Annotated in this window: 16 protein-coding genes; 3 read left to right on the top strand and 13 right to left on the bottom strand. The window is 62.8% G+C overall.

All coding sequences use genetic code 11. The features are described from left to right. Nucleotides 1-81: 81 nt before the first annotated feature. From B5E41_RS01320 to B5E41_RS01305, 4 genes are all read right to left on the bottom strand, one after another. Nucleotides 82-543 carry a hypothetical protein gene (locus B5E41_RS01320; protein WP_245303045.1) on the bottom strand — a complete coding sequence of 154 codons (462 nt, stop codon included), beginning with the start codon at nucleotides 541-543 and terminating at the stop codon, nucleotides 82-84. Between the two features lie 216 nt (nucleotides 544-759). Further along, complete coding sequence (gene cysK, locus B5E41_RS01315) at nucleotides 760-1,722, bottom strand: cysteine synthase A (protein ID WP_064809346.1); 963 nt, start codon at nucleotides 1,720-1,722, stop codon at nucleotides 760-762. Between the two features lie 145 nt (nucleotides 1,723-1,867). Further along, a complete protein-coding gene (locus B5E41_RS01310) occupies nucleotides 1,868-2,485 on the bottom strand; it encodes a LysE family translocator (RefSeq protein ID WP_088390435.1) in 618 nt (205 codons plus the stop codon). Nucleotides 2,486-2,604: 119 nt separating this feature from the next. Then, complete coding sequence (locus B5E41_RS01305) at nucleotides 2,605-3,507, bottom strand: DMT family transporter (RefSeq protein WP_088390433.1); 903 nt, start codon at nucleotides 3,505-3,507, stop codon at nucleotides 2,605-2,607. A 112-nt stretch (nucleotides 3,508-3,619) separates the two neighbouring features. On the opposite strand from B5E41_RS01305, the gene B5E41_RS01300 reads away from it, so the two are divergent. Then, nucleotides 3,620-4,084, top strand: a complete 465-nt coding sequence (locus tag B5E41_RS01300; protein ID WP_088390431.1) for an Lrp/AsnC family transcriptional regulator — start codon at nucleotides 3,620-3,622, stop codon at nucleotides 4,082-4,084. Between the two features lie 117 nt (nucleotides 4,085-4,201). Here the strand turns inward: B5E41_RS01300 and B5E41_RS01295 are convergent, their stop codons facing one another. Continuing rightward, entirely contained in the window at nucleotides 4,202-5,161 is a 960-nt protein-coding gene (locus B5E41_RS01295; protein ID WP_245303048.1) for a GNAT family N-acetyltransferase, read from the bottom strand. A gap of 44 nt (nucleotides 5,162-5,205) precedes the next feature. Next, nucleotides 5,206-5,676: a dUTP diphosphatase gene (gene dut, locus B5E41_RS01290; RefSeq protein WP_088390427.1), complete on the bottom strand. Its 471-nt coding sequence runs from the start codon at nucleotides 5,674-5,676 to the stop codon at nucleotides 5,206-5,208. A 90-nt stretch (nucleotides 5,677-5,766) separates the two neighbouring features. On the opposite strand from dut, the gene B5E41_RS01285 reads away from it, so the two are divergent. Then, entirely contained in the window at nucleotides 5,767-7,350 is a 1,584-nt protein-coding gene (locus B5E41_RS01285) for a peptide chain release factor 3 (protein WP_004673960.1), read from the top strand. Nucleotides 7,351-7,362: 12 nt separating this feature from the next. Here B5E41_RS01285 and B5E41_RS01280 read toward each other — a convergent pair whose 3' ends face one another. The 7 genes from B5E41_RS01280 to B5E41_RS01250 all read right to left on the bottom strand — a co-directional run bounded on the left by B5E41_RS01280 (nucleotide 7,363) and on the right by B5E41_RS01250 (nucleotide 18,696). After that, nucleotides 7,363-8,697: an HlyD family type I secretion periplasmic adaptor subunit gene (locus tag B5E41_RS01280; protein ID WP_088390425.1), complete on the bottom strand. Its 1,335-nt coding sequence runs from the start codon at nucleotides 8,695-8,697 to the stop codon at nucleotides 7,363-7,365. Beyond that, nucleotides 8,694-10,439 carry a type I secretion system permease/ATPase gene (locus tag B5E41_RS01275; protein ID WP_088390423.1) on the bottom strand — a complete coding sequence of 582 codons (1,746 nt, stop codon included), beginning with the start codon at nucleotides 10,437-10,439 and terminating at the stop codon, nucleotides 8,694-8,696. Before B5E41_RS01275 ends, B5E41_RS01280 begins: the two co-directional genes overlap by 4 nt. 81 nt (nucleotides 10,440-10,520) lie before the next feature. Further along, nucleotides 10,521-14,069 (bottom strand): DUF5801 repeats-in-toxin domain-containing protein, encoded by a 3,549-nt coding sequence (locus B5E41_RS01270; protein ID WP_088390421.1) that lies wholly within the window; start codon nucleotides 14,067-14,069, stop codon nucleotides 10,521-10,523. 631 nt (nucleotides 14,070-14,700) lie between these two features. Then, nucleotides 14,701-15,102, bottom strand: a complete 402-nt coding sequence (locus tag B5E41_RS01265) for a GFA family protein (RefSeq protein ID WP_088390419.1) — start codon at nucleotides 15,100-15,102, stop codon at nucleotides 14,701-14,703. 10 nt (nucleotides 15,103-15,112) lie between these two features. Then, nucleotides 15,113-16,645 carry a S10 family peptidase gene (locus B5E41_RS01260; RefSeq protein WP_088390417.1) on the bottom strand — a complete coding sequence of 511 codons (1,533 nt, stop codon included), beginning with the start codon at nucleotides 16,643-16,645 and terminating at the stop codon, nucleotides 15,113-15,115. Nucleotides 16,646-16,732: 87 nt separating this feature from the next. Beyond that, a complete protein-coding gene (locus B5E41_RS01255) occupies nucleotides 16,733-18,022 on the bottom strand; it encodes a CynX/NimT family MFS transporter (RefSeq protein ID WP_088390415.1) in 1,290 nt (429 codons plus the stop codon). After that, on the bottom strand, nucleotides 18,019-18,696 hold the full coding sequence (locus tag B5E41_RS01250) for a FadR/GntR family transcriptional regulator (RefSeq protein WP_088390413.1): 678 nt from the start codon (nucleotides 18,694-18,696) through the stop codon (nucleotides 18,019-18,021). Before B5E41_RS01250 ends, B5E41_RS01255 begins: the two co-directional genes overlap by 4 nt. A 510-nt stretch (nucleotides 18,697-19,206) precedes the next feature. Between B5E41_RS01250 and B5E41_RS01245 the strand changes: the two genes are divergently transcribed. After that, a complete protein-coding gene (locus tag B5E41_RS01245; protein ID WP_088390412.1) occupies nucleotides 19,207-20,019 on the top strand; it encodes a class II glutamine amidotransferase in 813 nt (270 codons plus the stop codon). Nucleotides 20,020-20,036: the final 17 nt, after the last annotated feature.

Below are 20,036 nucleotides of genomic sequence, written 5' to 3'. Positions count from 1 at the left end.
GACAAATTTCGGTCTAGACCGAATTCGATGGGACGAACGTCTGCAACTAGCTCTGCGTAAATGCAGGGCGGGTCACCTTCGTCAGCGGGGGCCGACGTCTAATTCGGGGAATTTGTGATAGATGCAGTCATTGATCCTGAACCACCCCATACCATGGTCCATGTCGGCCTGCGAAAGTTCCCACTCGAATGTGTCATGGCCCTCGTACCCGTAGATTAGTGCCATGGTAGTCAACTCAGTGAACGGCCCGGGAGGAAATGGGATGCCGTACACTATCGCCTCCTTTGCAGCGAACTTTCCTTTGACGACCTTCTTGATCTCCAACTCTGCTCTTACCAGCTGCCCTGGGAAATCTTTGTCGGTCGTTATCAAACCAGAAGGGCTGATGGAGAGTGATCTGACCCTCGCCTCCACGACGATCTCTGCCTTCGCAAGCAGTTCTTTCTGGCTAGGACACGGCGCCATTGCCGCAGTCTGCCGCAGACCAATAGCCGATAGAACCAAAACCGCTGTACATAATAATCGCGCCTGCGCGTTCAGCATTCTTTCCTTCTCACACCAGTGCACTTAGCTTTCATCGATCCGATAAGGATGAACGCAAATCCCCGCTTAACAGTATAGACCGTGACTTTGCCCCCAAGTTTTATCCAATTTTAAGTTCACCCCAGCGGATCACATCAGCAAGAGCTAGGGGCGCCGCAGCGCCCCCAATATTCCCGCGGGGATTAAGAATGGGAAACCGGGAGATAAAGCCTTACCTCAGCTCCCCAACCCCTCAAACAGCGCCGTCGACAAATAACGCTCCGCAAACGACGGGATGATGATGACGATGTTCTTGCCCGCATTCTCCGGCCGGCTGCCGACCTTGATGGCGGCCGTCAGCGCCGCACCCGAGGAGATGCCGACCGGCACGCCTTCCAGCCTGGCGACCAGGCGCGCCTGTTCGAAGGCTTCGTCATTGGTGACGGTGACGACCTCGTCATAGATGCCGGTGTCGAGGATCTTCGGCGCGAAGCCGGCGCCGATGCCCTGGATCTTGTGCGGACCGGGATTGCCGCCGGAGAGAATGGGGGAATCGGCGGGCTCGACGGCGATGATCTGGATTTCGGGCTTATGGCTTTTCAGCACCTGACCGACGCCGGTGATCGTGCCGCCGGTGCCGATGCCGGAGACGACGATGTCGACGGTGCCGTTGGTGTCGTTCCAGATTTCCTCGGCCGTCGTCTTGCGGTGGATTTCAGGATTGGCGGGATTTTCGAACTGCTGCGGAATGATGGCGTCGGGCAGCGACTCCGCCAGTTCCTCGGCTTTGGCGATCGCGCCCTTCATGCCTTTGGCCCCTTCGGTCAGCACCAGCTCGGCGCCGAGCAGCGCCAGCATCTTACGGCGCTCGACCGACATCGTTTCGGGCATGGTGAGGATCAGCCGATAGCCCTTGGCAGCGGCGGCAAAGGCGAGCGCGATGCCGGTATTGCCGGAGGTCGGTTCGATCAGCACGGACTTGCCGGGGGTGATCCTGCCCTGCGCTTCGAGGCTTTCGATCATCGCCACGCCGATGCGGTCCTTGACCGAGGCGATCGGGTTGAAGAATTCGAGCTTGCCGATCAGGTTGGCCACGACGCCTTTTTCCCGCGCCAGCTTGTCGAAGCGCACGAGCGGCGTGTCGCCGATGGTCTCGGTAATCGAGGAATAGATGCGGCCGCGGCCGGGCTTGTGCGACATGGTGTGCTCTCCCTTGAAATTCCGTTTCTGAAATCGAGGAGGAGAATAGGGTCAAAGGCCGCAGGAGGCCAGAGCGCGTTCGCTTCCGGCGCGCGGACGGGAGAGAAAATAAGCTTTGAAAACCGTTTCCTTGCGGATGTTTATTTCAGGCCGCCCGCGTGGCGATGAAGGCGGCCGTGCCGGCCAGAATGCCGGCCGCAACCCGGTTCAGCGCCTGCAGGGCGCGCGGCTGTTTCAGCATCGTGCGTGCCCGCGAGGCCAGCAGCATATAGGGCACCAGCACTGATATCAGCACGACGAAGGTGACGGCGAGCAGCAGCGCATAGTCGCGCAAACCGATATTGCCGATATCGATCAGCGTCGGCGCCAGCGCGACATAAAACAGCATCGTCTTCGGATTGCCGAGCGTCACCAGCAGACCGGAAAGGAAGGATAGGCCGATATTGCTGGATTTCTTCGCCGCGATGTCCTGCGGCAGCAGCCCCGCCGTCCAGAGTTTCCAGGCGATGTAGCCGAGATAGAGGGCGCCGGCGATCTTGATGGCGATAAAGACCTCGGTGAAGGTCTGCGCCACGAAGGCAAGGCCGAGAATAACGGCAGTGAGATAGGTCATGTCGCCGAGCACCAGGCCGAGGCCCATGAAGAAGGTCTCGCGGAAATTCGAGCCGAGCGCACGCGCGACGATCGCGGTGATCCCGGGTCCGGGAATGGCGGCTGCGATGAACAGCGCTCCGGCATAGGCAAGCAAGGCGGCAAGGCTCATGGATGGGCTCCCTCTTCCCAGCTGTTTTATATCCGCCGAGCCGTGCCAATCAATCCGCCGGCGCTGATGGGTCCATCACCAGAAGAAATGCCTGCCGCCGCGTGCCAGCCCGCCCGTCGTCAGCCTTGAAGTGCCCGCGGCCGCAGCCAGCGTGGTGTCCAGCCGAGGTTCATGCCGGCGGCAGCCAAAAGTATGATGGCGGCGCCTGCGATCTGCATCGGCTGTAGCGCGTGGCCGAAGGCCAGCCGGTCGACGAGGATTGCGGCGATCGGATAGAGGAAGGACAAGGCCCCGGTCAGATGGGTCGGCAGCCGCTGGATGGCGCCGTAGAGCAGCACATACATCAGCCCGGTATGGACGACGCCGATGGAAACGAGGATCGCCCAGCTTTCGGCATCCTGAGGGGACTGCGAAAAATCCGTCATCGGCGCCAGCATCAGCATGCCGGTTGCGACCTGAATCAGTGCGATCAGATGCGGCGGCGTGCCCTTCAGCCACTTCGCGGCAAGCGCTGCCAGCGCGTAGAAGAAAGCCGCGCCCAGCGCCATCAGGATTCCGAGGCTGTAGCTCTCGAATGTATCGCCGCTTCCGCCCGGTTTTGCCTGGACGATCGCCATCATGCCGACAAAGGCGAGCGTCAGCCAGAACAGCTTGGCGGCGGTGATCTTCTCGCCGAGAAACAGCGCGCCGAGCACCAGCAGCATGAAGGGCTGGGTGTTGTAGACGGTGGTGGCGATCGAGATCGTCGCATGCGAATAGGAGGCGAAGAGCAGCAGCCAGTTGACGACGATGGCGATGCCGCCGAAGACGGCGATGGCGAAGGTGCGCAGCGTGAGGATGCCCGGCCGCAGCAGCCCGAGCGCGCCGCAGATGACAAGCAGGGTGAGCGCGCCGAACAGGCAGCGCCAGAAAACCACGCCGCTGACCGGCTGGCCCGACATGACGACGAACCAGCCGATCGTCCCCGAGATCAGCATCGCTGCCGTCATTTCCGCCGTGCCTCTTTTGATGTCGCCGCTCATGATCGCCTCCGTTTTTGCTGGGGTGATAATATTGCGGGAACACCCGAAATTATATAATGATAAAAACACAGTCCGCCGGTGCGACCTAATAATAAAAGGAAAATTCATCACCATGCCTAACGATGTCCAGTCGCTGGATGAAATCGATCAGGCCATTCTCGAAGCGCTGGCCGGCAATGCCCGGATCTCGCTGAAGGAGCTGGCGCAGCAGGTGGGGCTTTCCTCGCCGAGCGCCGCCGAGCGTCTGCGCCGGCTGGAGGAGCGCGGCGTCATCAAGGCCTTCACCATCGATCTCGATCCTGCCGCCGTCGGCTATCCCCTGCAGGCGATCGTCCGCGTGCGACCGCTGCCGGGGCAGCTGCATGTCGTCGAGCGCCTCATCCAGGAAATTCCCGAAATCGTCGAATGCGACAAGGTGACCGGCGAGGACTGCTTCATCGCCCGCCTGGTCATCCGCTCGATGGCGGAACTTGACGGTCTCCTGGACAGGGTTGCCGAACGCGCGGAGACCAACACCGCGATGATCAAAGCCTCGCCCGTCAAGCGCCGCCTGCCGCCGCTGTCACGTGGGAAATAATGCATGCCGCCCGGAAGTGCGCTGCGGTTCCGGGACAACGACATGCATAGAAACAAAGAGCTAAAGCGCGTTGCATGAATCAAGTTTGATGCGACGCGCCTTAGATCGGCGAACGGGCTAGAAATCCGCCATCGGCGAGAGCATCGCCGGAAAATGCGGAGCGTCGTCGCCGAGCCCGCGCAGCATCAGCGTCGTTCCGCCTTCAAACGGCTGCGGCGCGCCTGTCCAGCCGAGCTTGTCCGGCCGGAAGAGCACCTCGACGGTCGCCGAGGCAATGTCGAGCCCGCCGAGGATCGCGGCAAGCGACGGGATCTCCGCTGCCACGACATCGAGAAGGCTGAAGCGGCCTGTCCCATCCATCTTCCAGGCGATGACGGCTTGGCAGTCTTCCAGGAAGCTGATGCGGACATCGGCATCGAGCTGCGTGTTGATGAGAAACATCGCCGCATTTGCGGTCACCGAGAGCGTCGTCGAAACCGGGCTGCGTGCTTTCAGCAGCATTTGCAGCAGGGCGAGATCCTCTGCATTCGCCGGCAAAAGCGGCCGGGCGGCTGTGGCGCCATCAATCGCGGGGGCGGGGGCCGTTCCCACATATCGGTGCAGCGGCATCGCGCGAAAACCGTAAGGCTCATAGAGCGACGGTTTATCGGTGTAGAGGATGACGGCTTCGAAGCCCCGCCGCTCGCACCAGTCGAGCGCCTTGGCCGTCAGATCGCGATAGAGCCCACGGCCGCGCCATGGCGGCCGCACCGCGCCCGATTGCAGCCCGGCGGCATGAACGATCCGGCCGTTGAGGACGAAGGGCAGCGCAAAGGCCGAGAGATTGGCTGCAAGCTCGCCCTCGGCATCAAACCAGCCGAACGGCATGCTTGATGCATCGGGGCCGCCGAGCTGTTGCAGCGGATCGATGTCGATGCCGAAAATATCCTGGAGCAGGCGGACAAGCGCAGCCCAGCCGGCGGGATCGCCGAAATAATCCTGCCGGAAGGCCAGGCCCGCGCGGTCGAGGCCCGTTGCCATCAGAGCATGTCTCGCAAAACTGTGCAGCGGTTTTGCGATAAAGACATGCGCGAACAAAGATCTGAAGCGTGACAAGCGAATCTTAAAGATAGCGACACGGTTCAGACTCCAGTGGAGCCGAAGCCGCCGGCGCCGCGTGCCGTTTCGCTTGCCACGGTGATCTCGGCCACCCGTGCCTGGGTGACCGGCGCAATTACCATCTGGGCGATGCGCATGCCGCGTTCGATGACGAAGGCTTCTTCGCCGAGATTGGCGAGCAGCACCTTCACTTCGCCGCGATAGTCGCTGTCGACGGTGCCGGGTGAGTTGAGGCAGGTGATGCCGTGCTTGAAGGCAAGGCCGGAGCGCGGTCGCACCTGGCCTTCGAAACCCTCGGGGATCTCGAAAATGAAGCCGGTCGGCACCAGCGCCCGCTTGCCGGGCAGCAGCTTCAGCGGCGCATCCGCATCGACGGCGGCGCGCAGGTCCATGCCGGCCGCTCCCTTACTTTCATAGGCGGGCAGGTCGAGGCCTTCGCCATTGGCCAGGCGGATGAGGTTCAGCGTCGGGCTGAGGTCGGGATGAATGGTCATGGCTCATTACTTTGCGCCGCGAGCGCCGAGGTCAATTGCAAAGCCGGGCTTTAATCGTTAGATACGCCGCAATTCCACAGGATTCACATCATGGCCGAAAGTCTCGCCGAGGCGGTCTCCCGCCGCCGCACATTCGCTATTATCGCCCACCCGGACGCGGGTAAGACGACGCTCACCGAAAAGCTGCTGCTGTTCGGCGGCGCCATCCAGCTTGCCGGCGAAGTCAAGGCGAAGAAGGACCGCATGCAGACGCGCTCCGACTGGATGAAGATCGAGCGCGAGCGCGGCATCTCCGTCGTCACCTCGGTGATGACCTTCGAATATAACGACAATGTCTTCAACATCCTCGACACGCCGGGTCACGAGGATTTTGCCGACGACACCTATCGCACGCTGACCGCCGTCGACGCCGCGGTCATGGTCATCGACGCCGCCAAGGGCATCGAGCCGCGCACGCTGAAGCTCTTCGAAGTCTGCCGCATGCGCGATATCCCGATCATCACCTTCATCAACAAGATGGACCGCGAAAGCCGTGACCCCTTCGAGATCCTCGACGAGGTCGAAGAGAAGCTGGCGCTGGATACTGCGCCGATCACCTGGCCGATCGGCCGCTCGAAGACCTTCTGCGGCTCCTACCATCTCGCCAACAGCACCGCCCGCGGTTCCGATACCGAAGTCGAGACGACGCCGGTTAACGGCCCGCAGGCCGTTGCCGGCCGGCTGCCGGAAAACGAACGCCAGGCCTTCATCGACGAGACCGAGCTCGCCATCGAGGCCTGCCGCCCCTTCGATCGCGACTCCTTCCTCGAAGGCCATATGACGCCGGTGTTCTTCGGCTCGGCGCTGCGCAATTTCGGCGTGCGCGATCTGATTAACGCGCTCGGCGAATTCGCCCCGCCGCCGCGTGACCAGGTCGCCGATACCAGGACGGTTCATGCGACCGATGACAAGATGACGGCCTTCGTCTTCAAGATCCAGGCCAACATGGATCCCAACCACCGCGACCGCATCGCCTTTGCGCGCATCTGCTCCGGCAAGCTCGAACGTGGCATGAAGGCGAGGCTCGCCCGCACCGGCAAGCAGCTCGGCCTGACGGCACCGCAATTCTTCTTCGCCTCGCAGCGCCAGCTGGCCGACACCGCCTATGCCGGTGATGTCGTCGGCATTCCCAATCACGGGACGCTGCGCATCGGCGATACGCTGACCGAAGGTGAATCGCTGGTCTTCCAGGGCGTGCCGAATTTCTCGCCCGAGATCCTGCGCCGCGTGCGCCTCGAAGATGCGATGAAGGCGAAGAAGCTCAAGGAAGCCCTGCAGCAGATGGCCGAGGAAGGCGTCGTCCAGCTGTTTTCGCCGGAAGACGGTTCACCGGCGATCGTCGGCGTCGTCGGCGCCCTGCAGCTCGACGTCCTGAAGGAACGGCTGATGGCCGAATACGGCCTGCCGGTCTCCTTCGAAATGTCGCGTTTCTCCGTGTGCCGCTGGATTTCGGCCGATCAGCCGGCCGATCTCGACAAATTCCTCACCGTCAAACGCGGCGATATCGCCCGCGATCTCGACGGCGATCCCGTCTTCCTCGCCCAGGACGCCTTCTCGCTGCGTTACGAGGCCGAGCGTTACCCGGCAATCAAGATGGTCGCCATCAAGGAATATCACGCCGCCAAGGCGGCGTGATCTAGCTCGCGGCTATTTTTCCCGCATTGCGCGGCGGAAGTTCTGGGTGATCGGCTCGGCCAGATAGGACAGCACGGTGCGGGCGCCCGTCCGGATCATCGCCTCGCTCGACATGCCGGGCATGAGCTTGCGGCCCTCCAGCTTGGCGAGTTCGCTCTTGTCGATCAGCACGGTTGCGGCGAAATAGGGTGCCCCGCTGCGTTCTTCCAACATCCTGTCGGCCGAGACGATCCCGACGACGCCCTCGAGCGGCGGCAGGTTGTAGCGGGCAAAGGCCGGGAAGCTGACGCGTGCGCGCTGCCCGGGCGCGATCGTCTCGACATCCTCCGGCCGGACCATGGCCTCGACCACGAGCTGCTGTCCGAGCGGCACGACCGTCATCAAGGTCTCGCCGGGTTTGACGACGCCGCCTGTTGTGTGGACCTTCAGGTCCATGACGATGCCGTCAACCGGTGCGACGACATCGGTGCGGGCAAGCACGTCCTTGGCGGACCGCTCCTCCTGCCTGAGATCGACCAGTTCCGCCTCGACCTTGCTCAGCTCTTCGACCGCTTCGTTCAGCCGCAACGTGCTGAGATTGAGGATCTGCATGTCGATCTCGGCCATGGCGCTCTTGGCGCGGGCAATGGCCGCGACATTGGTCGCGCGATCGCCCTCGACCTCCCGCTGTTGCCGGGTGAGCAGCAGGCCGCGCTCGCGGGTGACCAGGCCACGCTTGAGCAGGCTTTCAAGATCCTTGGTTTCACCCTCGAATACCTCGATCTGCTTGTCCTCGGTGACGATCAGCTCCTCCAGTCCGGTGATCTCTTCCTGGGTCTGGCGCCGGCGTTGGCTGAGAATTTCCCGCTCGTCCTGCAGATTGTGGTGCTTCGCCGCAAAGACGTCGCGCTGAGCGGCCACGGCGTCCTTTGCTGACTTGCTCGAGTTTGCCAGCAAGGCAGGATCGAACTCGATCTCGGCCTTGTCGTCCCGCTCGGCGCGCAGCCGCGCGGCCAGCGCCTCGCGCGTTGCGATCCGGTTCTGGACCAGATCGAGCTTCGACCTCGCCTGCGTGCTGTCGAGCTGGATGAGCACCTTGCCCGCCTTGACAATATCGCCATCGGCGGCGTTCAGATCGGCGATGATGCCGCCCTCCAGGTGCTGGATAAGCTTGCGGTCGCCGACCACTTTGATGACACCCGGCGCCACTGCGGCGCTGTCCAGCGGCGCAAGTGCCGCCCAGCCTCCGGCCATGCCGAAGAACAGGAATATGATCGCGAAGCCCGTGACCGTTACGCCTGTGAGACGCAGGGGGATTGGCGCAGCGGGCGGCGAAACCGGTAACGGGACGACTTTCATATCCGTCATGGCTGTTTCGGTCCTTGCTGCTTCGCCACGATCGTCGGCATCTGCGCGACCTTGCGGACACGTGCGGCGAGTTCATTGAAGACATGGTCGCGCGGACCGAAGAGGTCCTGCTGGCCCCGGTTGAGGACCAGTATCTTGTCGACGGTTTCCATGATGTTCGGTCGGTGCGCGATCAGGATGACGGTCGTGCCCGCCGCCTTGACCGTGCCGAGCGCCGCGATCAAGGCCTCCTCGCCCTCCCGGTCGAGATTCGAATTGGGCTCGTCCAGGATGATGAGCGCCGGATCGCCGTAGAGCGCCCGTGCCAGGCCGATGCGCTGGCGCTGTCCGCCCGACAGCACCGCGCCGGATTCACCGATCTCGGTCAAGTAACCCTTCGGCAGCCCTTTGATCAGTTCGTGGACGCCGGCCAGCTGCGCTGCCTTGACCGCCTTGTCGAAGACCACGGGACTGACCGTGGCGAAGCGGCAGATATTTTCGCAGACGTTGCCTGCGAAAAGCTCGATGTCCTGCGGAAGGTAGCCGACATGATGACCGCGGTCCTCCGCCGCCCATTGGGCGACATCCATGCCATCGAGCAAAGCCCGCCCGCCGGAAGGTCGCCAGGCGCCGGCCAGGATGCGTGCCAGGCTCGTCTTGCCGGCCCCGCTCTGGCCGATCAACGCCATGGATTCACCCGGCTCGAGACGGAAGTTGATCCCTTTGAGAATATGTTCGCCGCCCTGTCGGGCAAGCACGATATTGTCGGCCTCGAACCGGCCTGTCGGCCGCGGCATTGCCGGAACCGGCGCGGCCTCGGGGTGTTCGCCCGCGACGGCGGTGAGACGCCGGTACGCGGCACGCGCACCGACCGTCGCCTTCCACGTGCCGATCGCCTGCTCGACCGGCGATAGCGCGCGGCCCATCAGGATGGAGGCGGAGACCATGATGCCCGGGGAAGCCTCGTTGCGCAGGACGAGATAGGCTCCGAGGCCCAATATTCCCATTTGCAGAGCCAGCCGGTGGCAACGCGCAATGGCCGAGATGATGCCGCCGCGGTTGGCGGCGAGAACCTGGCCCCTGTTTGCCTCGTCCTGCTGCACCTTCCAGCCTTCCAGCAGCGGCATCAGCATGCCCATCGCCTGGACGACCTCGGCGTTGCGGATTGCCGCCTCGGCCTGGTTGTAGGCCCGCGACTGTGCGCTGGTGGCCTCGGTCAACGGCTTGCGCGTCAGCCATTCGTTGAGCAAGGCCAGTGCAAACAGCACCCCGCCGCCCGACAGCGCCAGCCAGCCGAGCCAGGGATGCATGAAGAAGATGGCGGCGAAAAACAGCGGCGCCCAAGGCGCATCGAGAATGGGGAAGATGCTCGGGCTGGTGAAGAAATTCCGGACCTGGTCGAGATCGCGCAGTGGGCGGGCGTTGGCCTGGCCGGGTTTTGCGGCGGCATATTCCACCGATGCCGTCAGCAGAACGGGCGCCAGCCGCGCGTTCATCCACGATCCGACAGTTGCCAGAAGGCGCCCGCGCACCACCTCCAGCCCCGCCATTGCCGCAAGTGCGGCTGCCGCCATCAGCGACAACATCGCCAAGGTCTCGAGACTGTGGCTGGACAGCACGCGGTGATAGACCTGCAGCATGTAAAGCGCCCCGGTCAGCATCAGGACGTTGATGGCGCCGCTGAACCAGATAAGCGGCCGGATGGCCCGTCTGGCTTCTTTCATCACCACCTGAAGCGCCGGGGGCGGCTGTTTGGTTTTCATCTTTTCTATCTCTGGTACTCGAGATCACACCTTGTGCAATGCATGACGGGGGCAGCGAATGCTGCCCCCGTTGGCGACAAGTCAGGCGACGTCGACGAGGATGTGCTGCATCGCCGTCTGGTCCCCGTCCGCGTCGACGACCTGGAAGGCGAAGTCGAGATTGGCGTCCGGCGTCTGGCTGACCGTCGAGGTAAAGCCGATATCGGTGATCTTCAGCACGTCGTTGTCGGTGGTGTCGAAGTTCACCAGACCGCCGGTCACATTGCTGCCGCCGGTGGCGCCGGTCCCCCTTATCAGGTTGATCGCCGTAGCGTCGCCGGTGATCCCGTTGCCCGACTGCATGATCTGCACAGCCTGCAGCACGTAGTCTTCGCCGGCAGCGTTGTAGTCGTTCTGCTCGACGATCACGAGGCCGTCATTATTGTCGAGCGTGAACTCGCTGCTGTAGGGAGCCGGGACCTGGCCGGTCTTGTAGATGTCTTCGTTCGACACATACATGGCCCGGGTGATCACGTGATTGTCGTCGCCGTTGCCGGCAATGTTGTCGGCGCCGTCCTTGTCGATCAAGTTGAGGATCAACATCAGGTCTTCGCTGTTGCCGATGCCGTCGAACTTGATGGCCATCGCGCCGGCGGTCGCTGTCGGGGTGGTGGCCTCTTTGGCATTGTCGATGCCGACATCGCTATTGAAGAACCGCAAGGTGAGCAGTTCGTCTTTCTGGATCGTGTCGCCGGCGACGCCGTTGGTGCTCTGCGTTGCAGAGACCCACGTCTCATTATTGTTGCTCACCATCAACTTGCCGTCGGGGGTGAAGGTCGAGAGACCAGACGAGCCCTCGCCGTTGCTCGTCAGGCTGAACGGGTTGGCCTTGGTGACTAGGTTGCCGGTGAACTGCACGTAGAAGTCTTCATCGGCAGGTGTATTCGAGTCATCCGCCTGCAGCTTTTCCAGGACGATCTGCGGATGGCCGGTATTGCTCGTCGGCTGCTTGGACAGGAGCTCGCTGGTATGGAGCACGTCGAAGCTGAAGCCTTCCATCGGGTCGGTCAGGTTGATGGTGTAGGTGTCGGCCACCTTGTCGAAGACGAGGGTGCCGCCTGCCGTGCCCGTCTGGGTGCCGGCCGCCGGATCCTTGTCGTAGGTGAAGGTGAAGTTGAACGTCGCCGAGGTGAGGCTCTCCGACGCCAGCGTCACATTCGAGCTGAGGAGACTGCCGCTGCCGCCGCCGATAATCGTGCCGGTCAATCCGATCTGGACGCCGGCCGTAACGCCATCCTGGTCGACAAAGTCGGAACCGCCGCCGGTGTAGAATGCAGCGGGGTGGACATCCGCGCCGATATTGTAGCCGAAGGCGCCGCCGGCCGAGGCATTGAGCGCGTTGGCCAGGGTTTCATGCTGAATACCCACGAGAGCCGGGTTGCCGTCAAACGGCACTGTAATCGTCGGCCCGTCATCCTTGAAGAAGAGGCTCTGGCCGATATTGCCGGTGGAGGTTGCCTGATCGCCGTCGCCATCGGTGATTGTTGCGGTCAGGGTGACATCGGCGGCCGCCAGGGTGGTGATGTCGTCCGGGTCGTTGGCATCGGCATGGACGACCGCCCTTGCCTGGTCGAGGGTGATGACACCGGCAGCGCTGACGCTGACGGTGAAGACGACCGGACCGCCAGCTCCGGCGCGGCCGACCACGCTGCCGCCTTCCAGGAAGAGGAGGACGGACTGGCCGGTTTCGGTATCGGTAAGACCGCTGACATTGTTGTTCGGGTTGATGCCGAGCGCATAGGTGATTCCGTTGCCAACGCCATCGGCCCCGGGGAAGGCGACGAAGGCGGGCCCGAAGGCGCTGACATTGGTCGTCAGGTCGGTCTCGTCGACCACCAGTGGAGACGGGCCGCCTTTTATCCCGATTATCGGCGCGTCATCCTCGAAGTTGAGGTTCTGGCCGATATTGTGGGTGGCCGAGGCGTGATCGCCATCCTTGTCGGTAATGGTCGCGGTCAGGGTGACGAGGTTGGCGGCCGCCAAGGTGGCGCTGTCATCCGGGTTGCTGGCGTCGGCGTGGACGATTGCCCGTTGCTGGTCGAGGGTGACGACGCCGGCAGCACTGACGCTGACGGTGAAGACAACAGGACCGCCGACCCCGGCGCGGCCGACGACGCTGCCGCCTTCGAGGAAGAGCAGCACGGCCTGGTGGGTTGCGGTGTCGGTGAGGCCGCTGGCACTCCCGGCCTGGCTGATGCCGAGCGAATAGGTGATGGCGTCGCCATCGGCTCCGGCATTCGCGGTGAAGGAGGTCGCGAAGTCGCCGCTGGCATTGGTGGTCAGGTTGGTCTCGTCGACCGTCAGGTTCGGCGGGCTTCCGGTTGCGGCGATCGTCGGTCCGTCGTCATCGAAGTTGATGAAGGTGCCGACTTCTTCGTTATGGGCGTTGTTGACCTCGCCACCATAATGCACCTCCTTGACGTCGAAGAAGTCTTTCTCGGTGTCGATATTCTTGATAGTGAAGCGGTCGAAGGTTCCGCCAACGCCGCCCGCGGTGGTGAAATCGATCGTCACGCCGTCGCCGACATTCTCGAGGATCAGTCCGGTTCCGCTGAGATTGACCGTGATGCCGAGTGCCGCAGCCGTTGTTGCCACTCCGTTCAGTTTGAACGTCACGCCGGTAATATTGATCTCGGTGTCGTTGTCGTCACCAGGCAATGCGGCGCCTTCCGCATTGTCGTTATTATTATAGGCATGGATCTCGATGTCGGCGACGCTGCCGGTCGGGGTCGACTGCGAGACCGAGAATCCGGCGCTGGAGACGTTCTCGAGGTGTGAGCCATAGTCAGGCGCGGTTGGCGCGTTGGTAAAGTCCTTGCCCGCGCTCTGGGTACCGCCGGTGATCAGGTCGATCTGAAGCTCACGGCCGAAGCGCACGTCCTGAGAGGCGACGCCCAGGCCTTGCGTGCTGACATTGACCTCCGCCTGCACGCCATTGTCATGCGCCGTGACCAGGATCTTCTGCGGGCTGGCTGTGTCAGCGTCGAGAATATACCAATTGTTATGTCCGGAAGGGGCGTCGCTCAGCTGGCTGAAGTTGACCACAGAGGTCCCGGTGACCGACGCAAACACCTTATTGGTCAGATCGATGCGGTCGTCGGCATTGGTCGCATCGGGATGGAACAACGGCACGTATTGGACGGTATAAAGGTCATGGGTGGCGCCGGTGCCTGTGAGCCCCAGCGAAAAGGCGAGCGGCCCGGTCTCATCGGGTTCGGTGAGCGGGTTAGAGGTGCCGATGACACCGATCACGACGTTTGCATTGGTTGCGCTCTGGAATAGCCAGACATAATTGCCATCGACGGTGCGAATGCCGCTGTTGACGCCGACCGTGGTGGAAAACGGGGTCCCGGAAGAATTCTGCGTGAGAATCACCGACGTGATGGTTTCCCCTGCGCTCGCCGAGGCGACCACGAAATTGGACTGGAAGGCGACCTCCGGCGGGGATAAACCGCCCGCGCCATCGAGGCTTAACATATATTGCAGCGTGGTGTTGGTGCTATGCGGTGAAGCGGACGCGTTAATGTCATCGTCCTGCAAACCGGCGGTCTCGTCGATGATGAGGTCTTGGGTTGTGATGTCGAGTGCCATGGAAATTCTCCCTCGGTTAAGTCGCAGGGAGGCCGCGCCCCGGACGCCGAATGCATCCGACAGGTCCACCCCTTGCGCATGGGGCCTGCCGCTCCCCATCAATCGCGATTGTCTCGCCGACGGAGAGCGCGGTCCTTCTCAGTTGGAGGGTATTAAGACTAAAGTCCGGCGTTGGATTAAGACCAAAGCCTATACATGGAGGCTCGCCATAAAGACACGCATAAGTTTACATTCTCATAAACGCAAGATAAAGCTTTATGACTCAGAAATACAGAATTTATGGCTAAAAGCTTCCACCAAACGCGGCACGAGAATTCCCCTCCATTTGTATGTATACTAAAAGTTGGGCGAAACTTCACTTAGCCAATTCGAGCTAAGGCACATCTATATTGGGATATCGCCCAATAAGTCTGCTATTCGTCAACAAATACATCGCGTTGCATATCGGGCAAGTCCAACTGAAGACCTGCGGTCCGGCGAACAGTCAGACATCCGACGCTGCGTCTGGATGCGACAGGAGAACACCAAGCGGCGCCGCAAGAGTATACGCCGGTGTCATGGATAGCGGGTCGGAAATGGCACTCCTGATTGCAGCGCGACACGTCTTTTCAGATGGGGCGTGGAAGGTCTCTCAGTCTTCGCCATCAAACCGCGGCAGTGGCTCGATATTTGCCGACCAGGACAAGGCCGACCGGCACCATATCTGTTTCTTTGGCGTCAGGTCCCGCCGCTGGTCGATGCCGCCGAGACGGATGCCGATCGCACCGCCTTCGCCATCCGTACGATACAGCGGCGATCCGCAATTCGGACAGAAGAATTGCCGGCTGAGGGCGCCGCTGTCGCCATGCTTCGCATAGCTGCGCGGTTCGCCCGAAATAAGCGTGAAGCTTTGCGGTTGAGCCGGCGCGGTGACGCGGTAGGCCGAGCCCGTCAATCGCTGGCAATCGGTGCAGTGGCAGATCGTGACCCGCTCCGGATCGATTTCCGCCTGATAGCGGATCGCCCCGCAATGACATCCTCCCGTTATATGCATCGGCAACTCCTCAATCCGCCGGTTGTGCGGCCGGGCGTGCGGCATAGAAGGCCTTGGCATCCGCCGTGAAGGCGGCGCGTTGATCGGCTTGCGTGTAGAACATATGGCCGCCATGATAGAGCTTCAGCCCAACGCGGCCATCGGCGAGCGACGGCGGCAGGTGGTCGACGACATAGCGGCTGACGCTGTAAGGCGTCACCAGATCGCTGTAGCCATGCGCGATCAGCAGATGGAAGGCCGTGTTCGAGGCGAGCAGCTGCCTGATGTCGTCGGTCGCGCTCGCCTGGAAGCGTGATCCGCCGCCGCGGCCGCCGCCCCATTCCCAGCGCCGGCTGATATCGCTGTCGAGTAGCGAATAGGTCATTTCGGTTTTGAAGCCGAGCTCGTTGCGGGCATAGTCGGCAAAGGCGCCGCCATAGGCGCGGGCGAAGCCGTCAAGGATGGCGTCGTCGCCGCGGTCGTAATCCGACTCCGGATAGGGGTCGGGCGCTGCAAAGGACGCGTCGTAGGGGCTCATCAGCTCGCCGCTGCCGCCGTTCGAGTGCTTGACGAAGGAATTGCCTGGGAAACCGCGGTTGCGGGCGATGATATCCTGCGGGATGCCGGTTAGCCCGGCGATCCTGCCATAGAAGGCTGCAGCATCGGCGCCCGTCGGCGGCGGGCCGGCGAGCGTCGTCAAATAATCGCCGAGCGCGAAACGCTCCGCTTGCCTCTGCTTCTCCTCGGTAAAGCCATTTTGCCGGTCGAGCTCGGCCGCAGCCAGCGACGGCAGCTCGAGCGCCGCGCCGAGCGCGAACTGGTCGGCATCGAACATCAGCTGCCCTTCGAGCAGCGGCGAGAGCATCACGGCACCGGCGACGACAATGCCTTGGCTTTCCTGCAGGGTGGAAGCGACTTTGGCGGCGCGGAAACCGCCATAGCTTTCGCCGAGCAGATATTTCGGCGAGTTGGAACGGTTGTTATGCGCGACATAGAGCGCAATCGCCTTGGCGATGCTCTGGGCATCCGAGTTGACATTGTAATAGTTGGAGGCGTCGTCGGCCTTCGCCGTCCGGCTCCAGCCGGTGCCGATCGGATCGATCAGCACGAGATCGGTAAAGTCGAGCCAGCTATGCTCGTTATCGACGAGTTTCGCATGGGCGCCGTCGCGTGCCTGCGGCCCAAAATCGAGCACTTTGGGCCCAACCAGCCCGAGATGCAGAAAGGCGGAGGCGGCGCCCGGCCCGCCGTTGAAGACAAAGGTCAGCGGCCGATCCGGCCCGCCACCCTTGGCGACATAGGCGGTGTAGAAGATCGCGCCGGTCTGCGCTCCGTCCTGGCCGAAGAGATCAAGAGTACCGGCGGTCGCGGTATAGGCGATCTTCCGGCCGTCGACCGTCAGCTCGTGCTCCGTGACGGAGTCGGCTGGCAGCAGCTTCAGCACGCCGTCGCGCGCGATGCGCTCGACATTTGCCTGGCGCCCGCCGCGTTCCTGCGCCGGCGAAAGGGCAGGCCCCAGCGATGCCATCAACGCGGTGAGCAGAAACAGGGTTCGTATGCGCACGACTTGTCCTCCGGCGGATGCAGGCTGAGATAGCGTAGCATCCGCGCCTGGCGACCGGCATCAAGAGATGGTGATGGGCCGGTGAGCCTAGAAGTTCTCGACCGCATGCACATTCACCTCCAGCGCCCGGCCGGCCCTCCAGCCGTTGATCGCGGCCCCGAGCCCGAGCGCGATGAAGAGAACCGCACACCAGGAAAAGCTTCCGGTCCAGCCGCGGATGAGGCCGACGATCAGCGGGCCGATTGCGGCGAGCAGATAGCCGACGCATTGCGCCATGCCGGAGAGATGGGCGGCAACATCGGGATCGCGCGAGCGCAGCACGATCGTCGTCATGGCGGCCGCGATCAGTCCGCCCTGGCCGATGCCTTGCAGCACCGCCCACAGCCAGACGCTCGAAAGCGGCGCAAAGAGCAGTCCAAGCAGAGCCATGACGGCGACGCCGCAGAGGCCGGCATTGATCAATCGCTGATCCCGGCCGCGCACGGCGATATGCGGCACGACGAGGCAGGAGGCCGCCTGCACCATCACCGAGAGCGACACGATCGCCCCGGCCGTGACGCCGTCGAGCCCGCGTTCGCGCAGGATCGGAACGAGCCAGCCGAAGACGCAGTAGGCAAGCGCCGATTGCAGCCCCATGAACAGCGTAACCTGCCAGGCCAGCCGGTCCCGCCAGAGTCCGTCGACGCGAAAGCCGTTTCGCCTTGCTCCACCACCGCTGCGAAGGACCTGCGGCAGCCAGATCAGACCGACGGCGAGCGCCGGCAGTGCCCAGGCGGCGAGCGCGCCGCCGAGAGAGCCGCCGAGCGCATGTTCGATCGGCAGCGTCAGCCCGGCCGCGCCGGCAGCGCCTGCGCAGAGCGCCATCGTATAAAAGCCGGTCATCAGCGCGGCGCGCGTGGGGAAGTCCCGTTTCACCAGTCCCGGCAGCAGCACGTTGCCGACGGCGATGCAGGCGCCGGCAAGCGCCGTGCCGATAAAGAGCAGCGGCACGGAGAAAAGCCCGCGCAAGGCTGTGCCGAGCGCAAGCAGCAGGAGAACGCCGAGCAGTGTGCGTTCGGTTCCGATGCGCTGGGCAAGACGCGGCGCAAGCGGCGAGAAGACGCCGAGGCAGACGACCGGAAGCGTCGTCAGCAGGCTGGCGTCGAGCGCGCTCAGCCCGAGTTCGGAGCGGATCTCCGGCAGGAGCGCCGAGGCGCTCGAAAAGACCGGGCGCAGGTTGAAAGCGATCAGCACGAGGCTCGCGCCGAGCAGCAAACTGGCTGCACCATTCCGCACCGGCGTTGCCTGCTGGGCGGGAAGGCTGCCGGCCTCGGCATCGATCAGCAATTCGTCGGCCACATCAAGGGTGATGGCGCCAGTGTTGGAAGGTGTATTCATGACAGGATCATCCGGTCGAGTGCCGCAAGAACGGGCGCCATGAAGCGGCGCACCGCGGCATCCGCCTGGTCGGGATCGCCGGTGTCGATCGCATCGACGATATCGACATGCGCCTGCATGTCGGGTTCGGGAATATCCTTGCCGAGCGTCGCCGCTATGGTGTCGGCGATCGAGGCCGAAAAGAAAGCGTAGATTTCGATCATCGCCCGATTGCCGGAAGCAGCGATGACCGCCTCGTGGAAGGCGAGGTCCCGTTCGATGAAGGCGGCTTCATCGCCGCCGGCGTAACTGCCGCGTTCGTTCAGCAGCCGGCGCAGCTCGGCAATCGTCTCCGCCGTCTTGCGCATCGCCGTCAGTCGTGCCGCCTCGACATCGAGTGCTAAGCGCGCTTCGAACTGATCGCGCAGGCTCGCGCGCCGCGCCATGGTCAGCGGCCGGCCGGCGTCGCTGGTCGAACGCACGTATGTGCCCGACCCCTGCCGGGTTTCGAGATAACCCTGGGAGACAAGCACCCGCACCGCCTCGCGCACCGTGCCGCGGCTGACGGAGAGCATGGCCGACAGCGAGGCCTCGTTCGGCAGCTTGTCGCCGACCGCCCAACGCTTGCCGACAATGTCGCTGCGAATTGCCTCGATCGCCTCATCGGCGAGATTGGTCTTGCTGAGCGCCTGCATCTTCTACTCATAAAGTCATCAGATGACTTTATGAGTAGAAGAATTGTCGTCTTCTGTCAATCTTGAGGAGTCAGGCAATAAAAAAAAAAGGGCCGCCTCGGCGACCCTTTCCATGAGTTTGGCCTCGAACTGGCCTGGACTGTCAAAGCAGCCCCAGGAAGGCGGGTCTTAGAGCGAGGGCTGCCTCGTTTTCATCACCACTTCCATGCCCGATACGAGGTCCGAAATCTCATTAGACATTGGATCACCTTCCTTTCGTTCTGTTGCCGATAGGGAAAAGGTAGGACGATTCGCGCCGGATGCAAGAAGAAATTGCACTCGAGGCATCCCTCTGGGTCGGAGCCGCGTTCACAAAAGAACACAGGCTTTCGCCGAATTTGAAGTTCCACCCGGTCACCAAACCGTCATGATCGGCCTGCAAATCAGTCGCGCGTTAAGCTGTTATTAGCCGTGGCGTTCGACAATTTAGAGCATGCCCGCCGATGTCGCGGGTTCCGGAGCAAAAGAGCCATGTGTCGCTGGGCAGCCTATCACGGAGACCCTCTCTACCTCGAGGAGCTGGTATCTTCGCCGGCCCATTCGCTGATTGAGCAGTCCCATTGCGCCACCCGCGCCAAAACCGCGACCAATGGCGACGGCTTCGGCATCGCCTGGTATGGCGACCGGCCCGAGCCGGGCCGCTACCGCGACATCCTGCCGGCCTGGTCGGATTGCAATCTGAAGAGCCTGGCGCGGCAGATCCGCTCGCCCCTCTTCCTCGCCCATGTCCGTGCCGCCACCGGTGGCGGCACGCGCCGGGACAATTGCCATCCCTTCACCCACGATACCTGGTCGTTCATGCACAACGGCCAGATATCGGGCTTCGAGCGCTTGCGCCGGCCGATGGAGGCGATGCTTGACGACGAGCTGTTCAATGCCCGCAGCGGCACGACCGATTCCGAGCTGATGTTTCTGCTGGCGCTGCAGTTCGGCCTGCGCGAGGCGCCGATCGCTGCGATGGCTGATATGGTCGGCTTCGTCGAAGATCTCGCCGAACGCACCATCGGCTCGATCTTGCTGCGCTTCACCGCCGCCTTCTCCGACGGCAAGTCGCTCTATGCGATCCGCTATGCCACGGATCGCAAGGCGCCGACGCTCTACGCCTCGCCCGTCGGTGCCGGCTACTGCCTCGTCTCCGAACCCTTGAACGACGATGTCGACGCCTGGGCGGAGATTCCTGATGGCAGCGCCGTCATCGTCGGCAAAAACGGTATCGATGTCGCGGAATTCCGGCCGGAAAAGCCGAGCGCCGCCAAATCACAGCGCCTGGCGATCTCGGCATAATCCTTTCCGGAAAACGG

This window comes from Rhizobium esperanzae (assembly GCF_002204185.1).
Classification (GTDB): Bacteria; Pseudomonadota; Alphaproteobacteria; order Rhizobiales; family Rhizobiaceae; genus Rhizobium; species Rhizobium esperanzae.
Note: the sequence above shows the minus strand (reverse complement) of the source record. Positions and strands in the feature narration are given on the sequence as shown.

Excerpts from the sequence above, each read along its gene's own strand:
- B5E41_RS01305 (WP_088390433.1), bottom strand. The coding sequence starts at position 3,507 with ATGAGCGGCGACATCAAAAGAGGCACGGCGGAAATGACGGCAGCGATG.
- B5E41_RS01280 (WP_088390425.1), bottom strand. The coding sequence starts at position 8,697 with ATGACGGATATGAAAGTCGTCCCGTTACCGGTTTCGCCGCCCGCTGCG.
- cysK (WP_064809346.1), bottom strand. The coding sequence starts at position 1,722 with ATGTCGCACAAGCCCGGCCGCGGCCGCATCTATTCCTCGATTACCGAG.
- B5E41_RS01255 (WP_088390415.1), bottom strand. The coding sequence starts at position 18,022 with ATGAATACACCTTCCAACACTGGCGCCATCACCCTTGATGTGGCCGAC.
- B5E41_RS01320 (WP_245303045.1), bottom strand. The coding sequence starts at position 543 with ATGCTGAACGCGCAGGCGCGATTATTATGTACAGCGGTTTTGGTTCTA.
- B5E41_RS01265 (WP_088390419.1), bottom strand. The coding sequence starts at position 15,102 with ATGCATATAACGGGAGGATGTCATTGCGGGGCGATCCGCTATCAGGCG.
- B5E41_RS01250 (WP_088390413.1), bottom strand. The coding sequence starts at position 18,696 with ATGCAGGCGCTCAGCAAGACCAATCTCGCCGATGAGGCGATCGAGGCA.
- B5E41_RS01275 (WP_088390423.1), bottom strand. The coding sequence starts at position 10,439 with ATGAAAACCAAACAGCCGCCCCCGGCGCTTCAGGTGGTGATGAAAGAA.
- B5E41_RS01270 (WP_088390421.1), bottom strand. The coding sequence starts at position 14,069 with ATGGCACTCGACATCACAACCCAAGACCTCATCATCGACGAGACCGCC.
- B5E41_RS01285 (WP_004673960.1), top strand. The coding sequence starts at position 5,767 with ATGGCCGAAAGTCTCGCCGAGGCGGTCTCCCGCCGCCGCACATTCGCT.
- B5E41_RS01300 (WP_088390431.1), top strand. The coding sequence starts at position 3,620 with ATGCCTAACGATGTCCAGTCGCTGGATGAAATCGATCAGGCCATTCTC.
- B5E41_RS01310 (WP_088390435.1), bottom strand. The coding sequence starts at position 2,485 with ATGAGCCTTGCCGCCTTGCTTGCCTATGCCGGAGCGCTGTTCATCGCA.
- B5E41_RS01245 (WP_088390412.1), top strand. The coding sequence starts at position 19,207 with ATGTGTCGCTGGGCAGCCTATCACGGAGACCCTCTCTACCTCGAGGAG.
- dut (WP_088390427.1), bottom strand. The coding sequence starts at position 5,676 with ATGACCATTCATCCCGACCTCAGCCCGACGCTGAACCTCATCCGCCTG.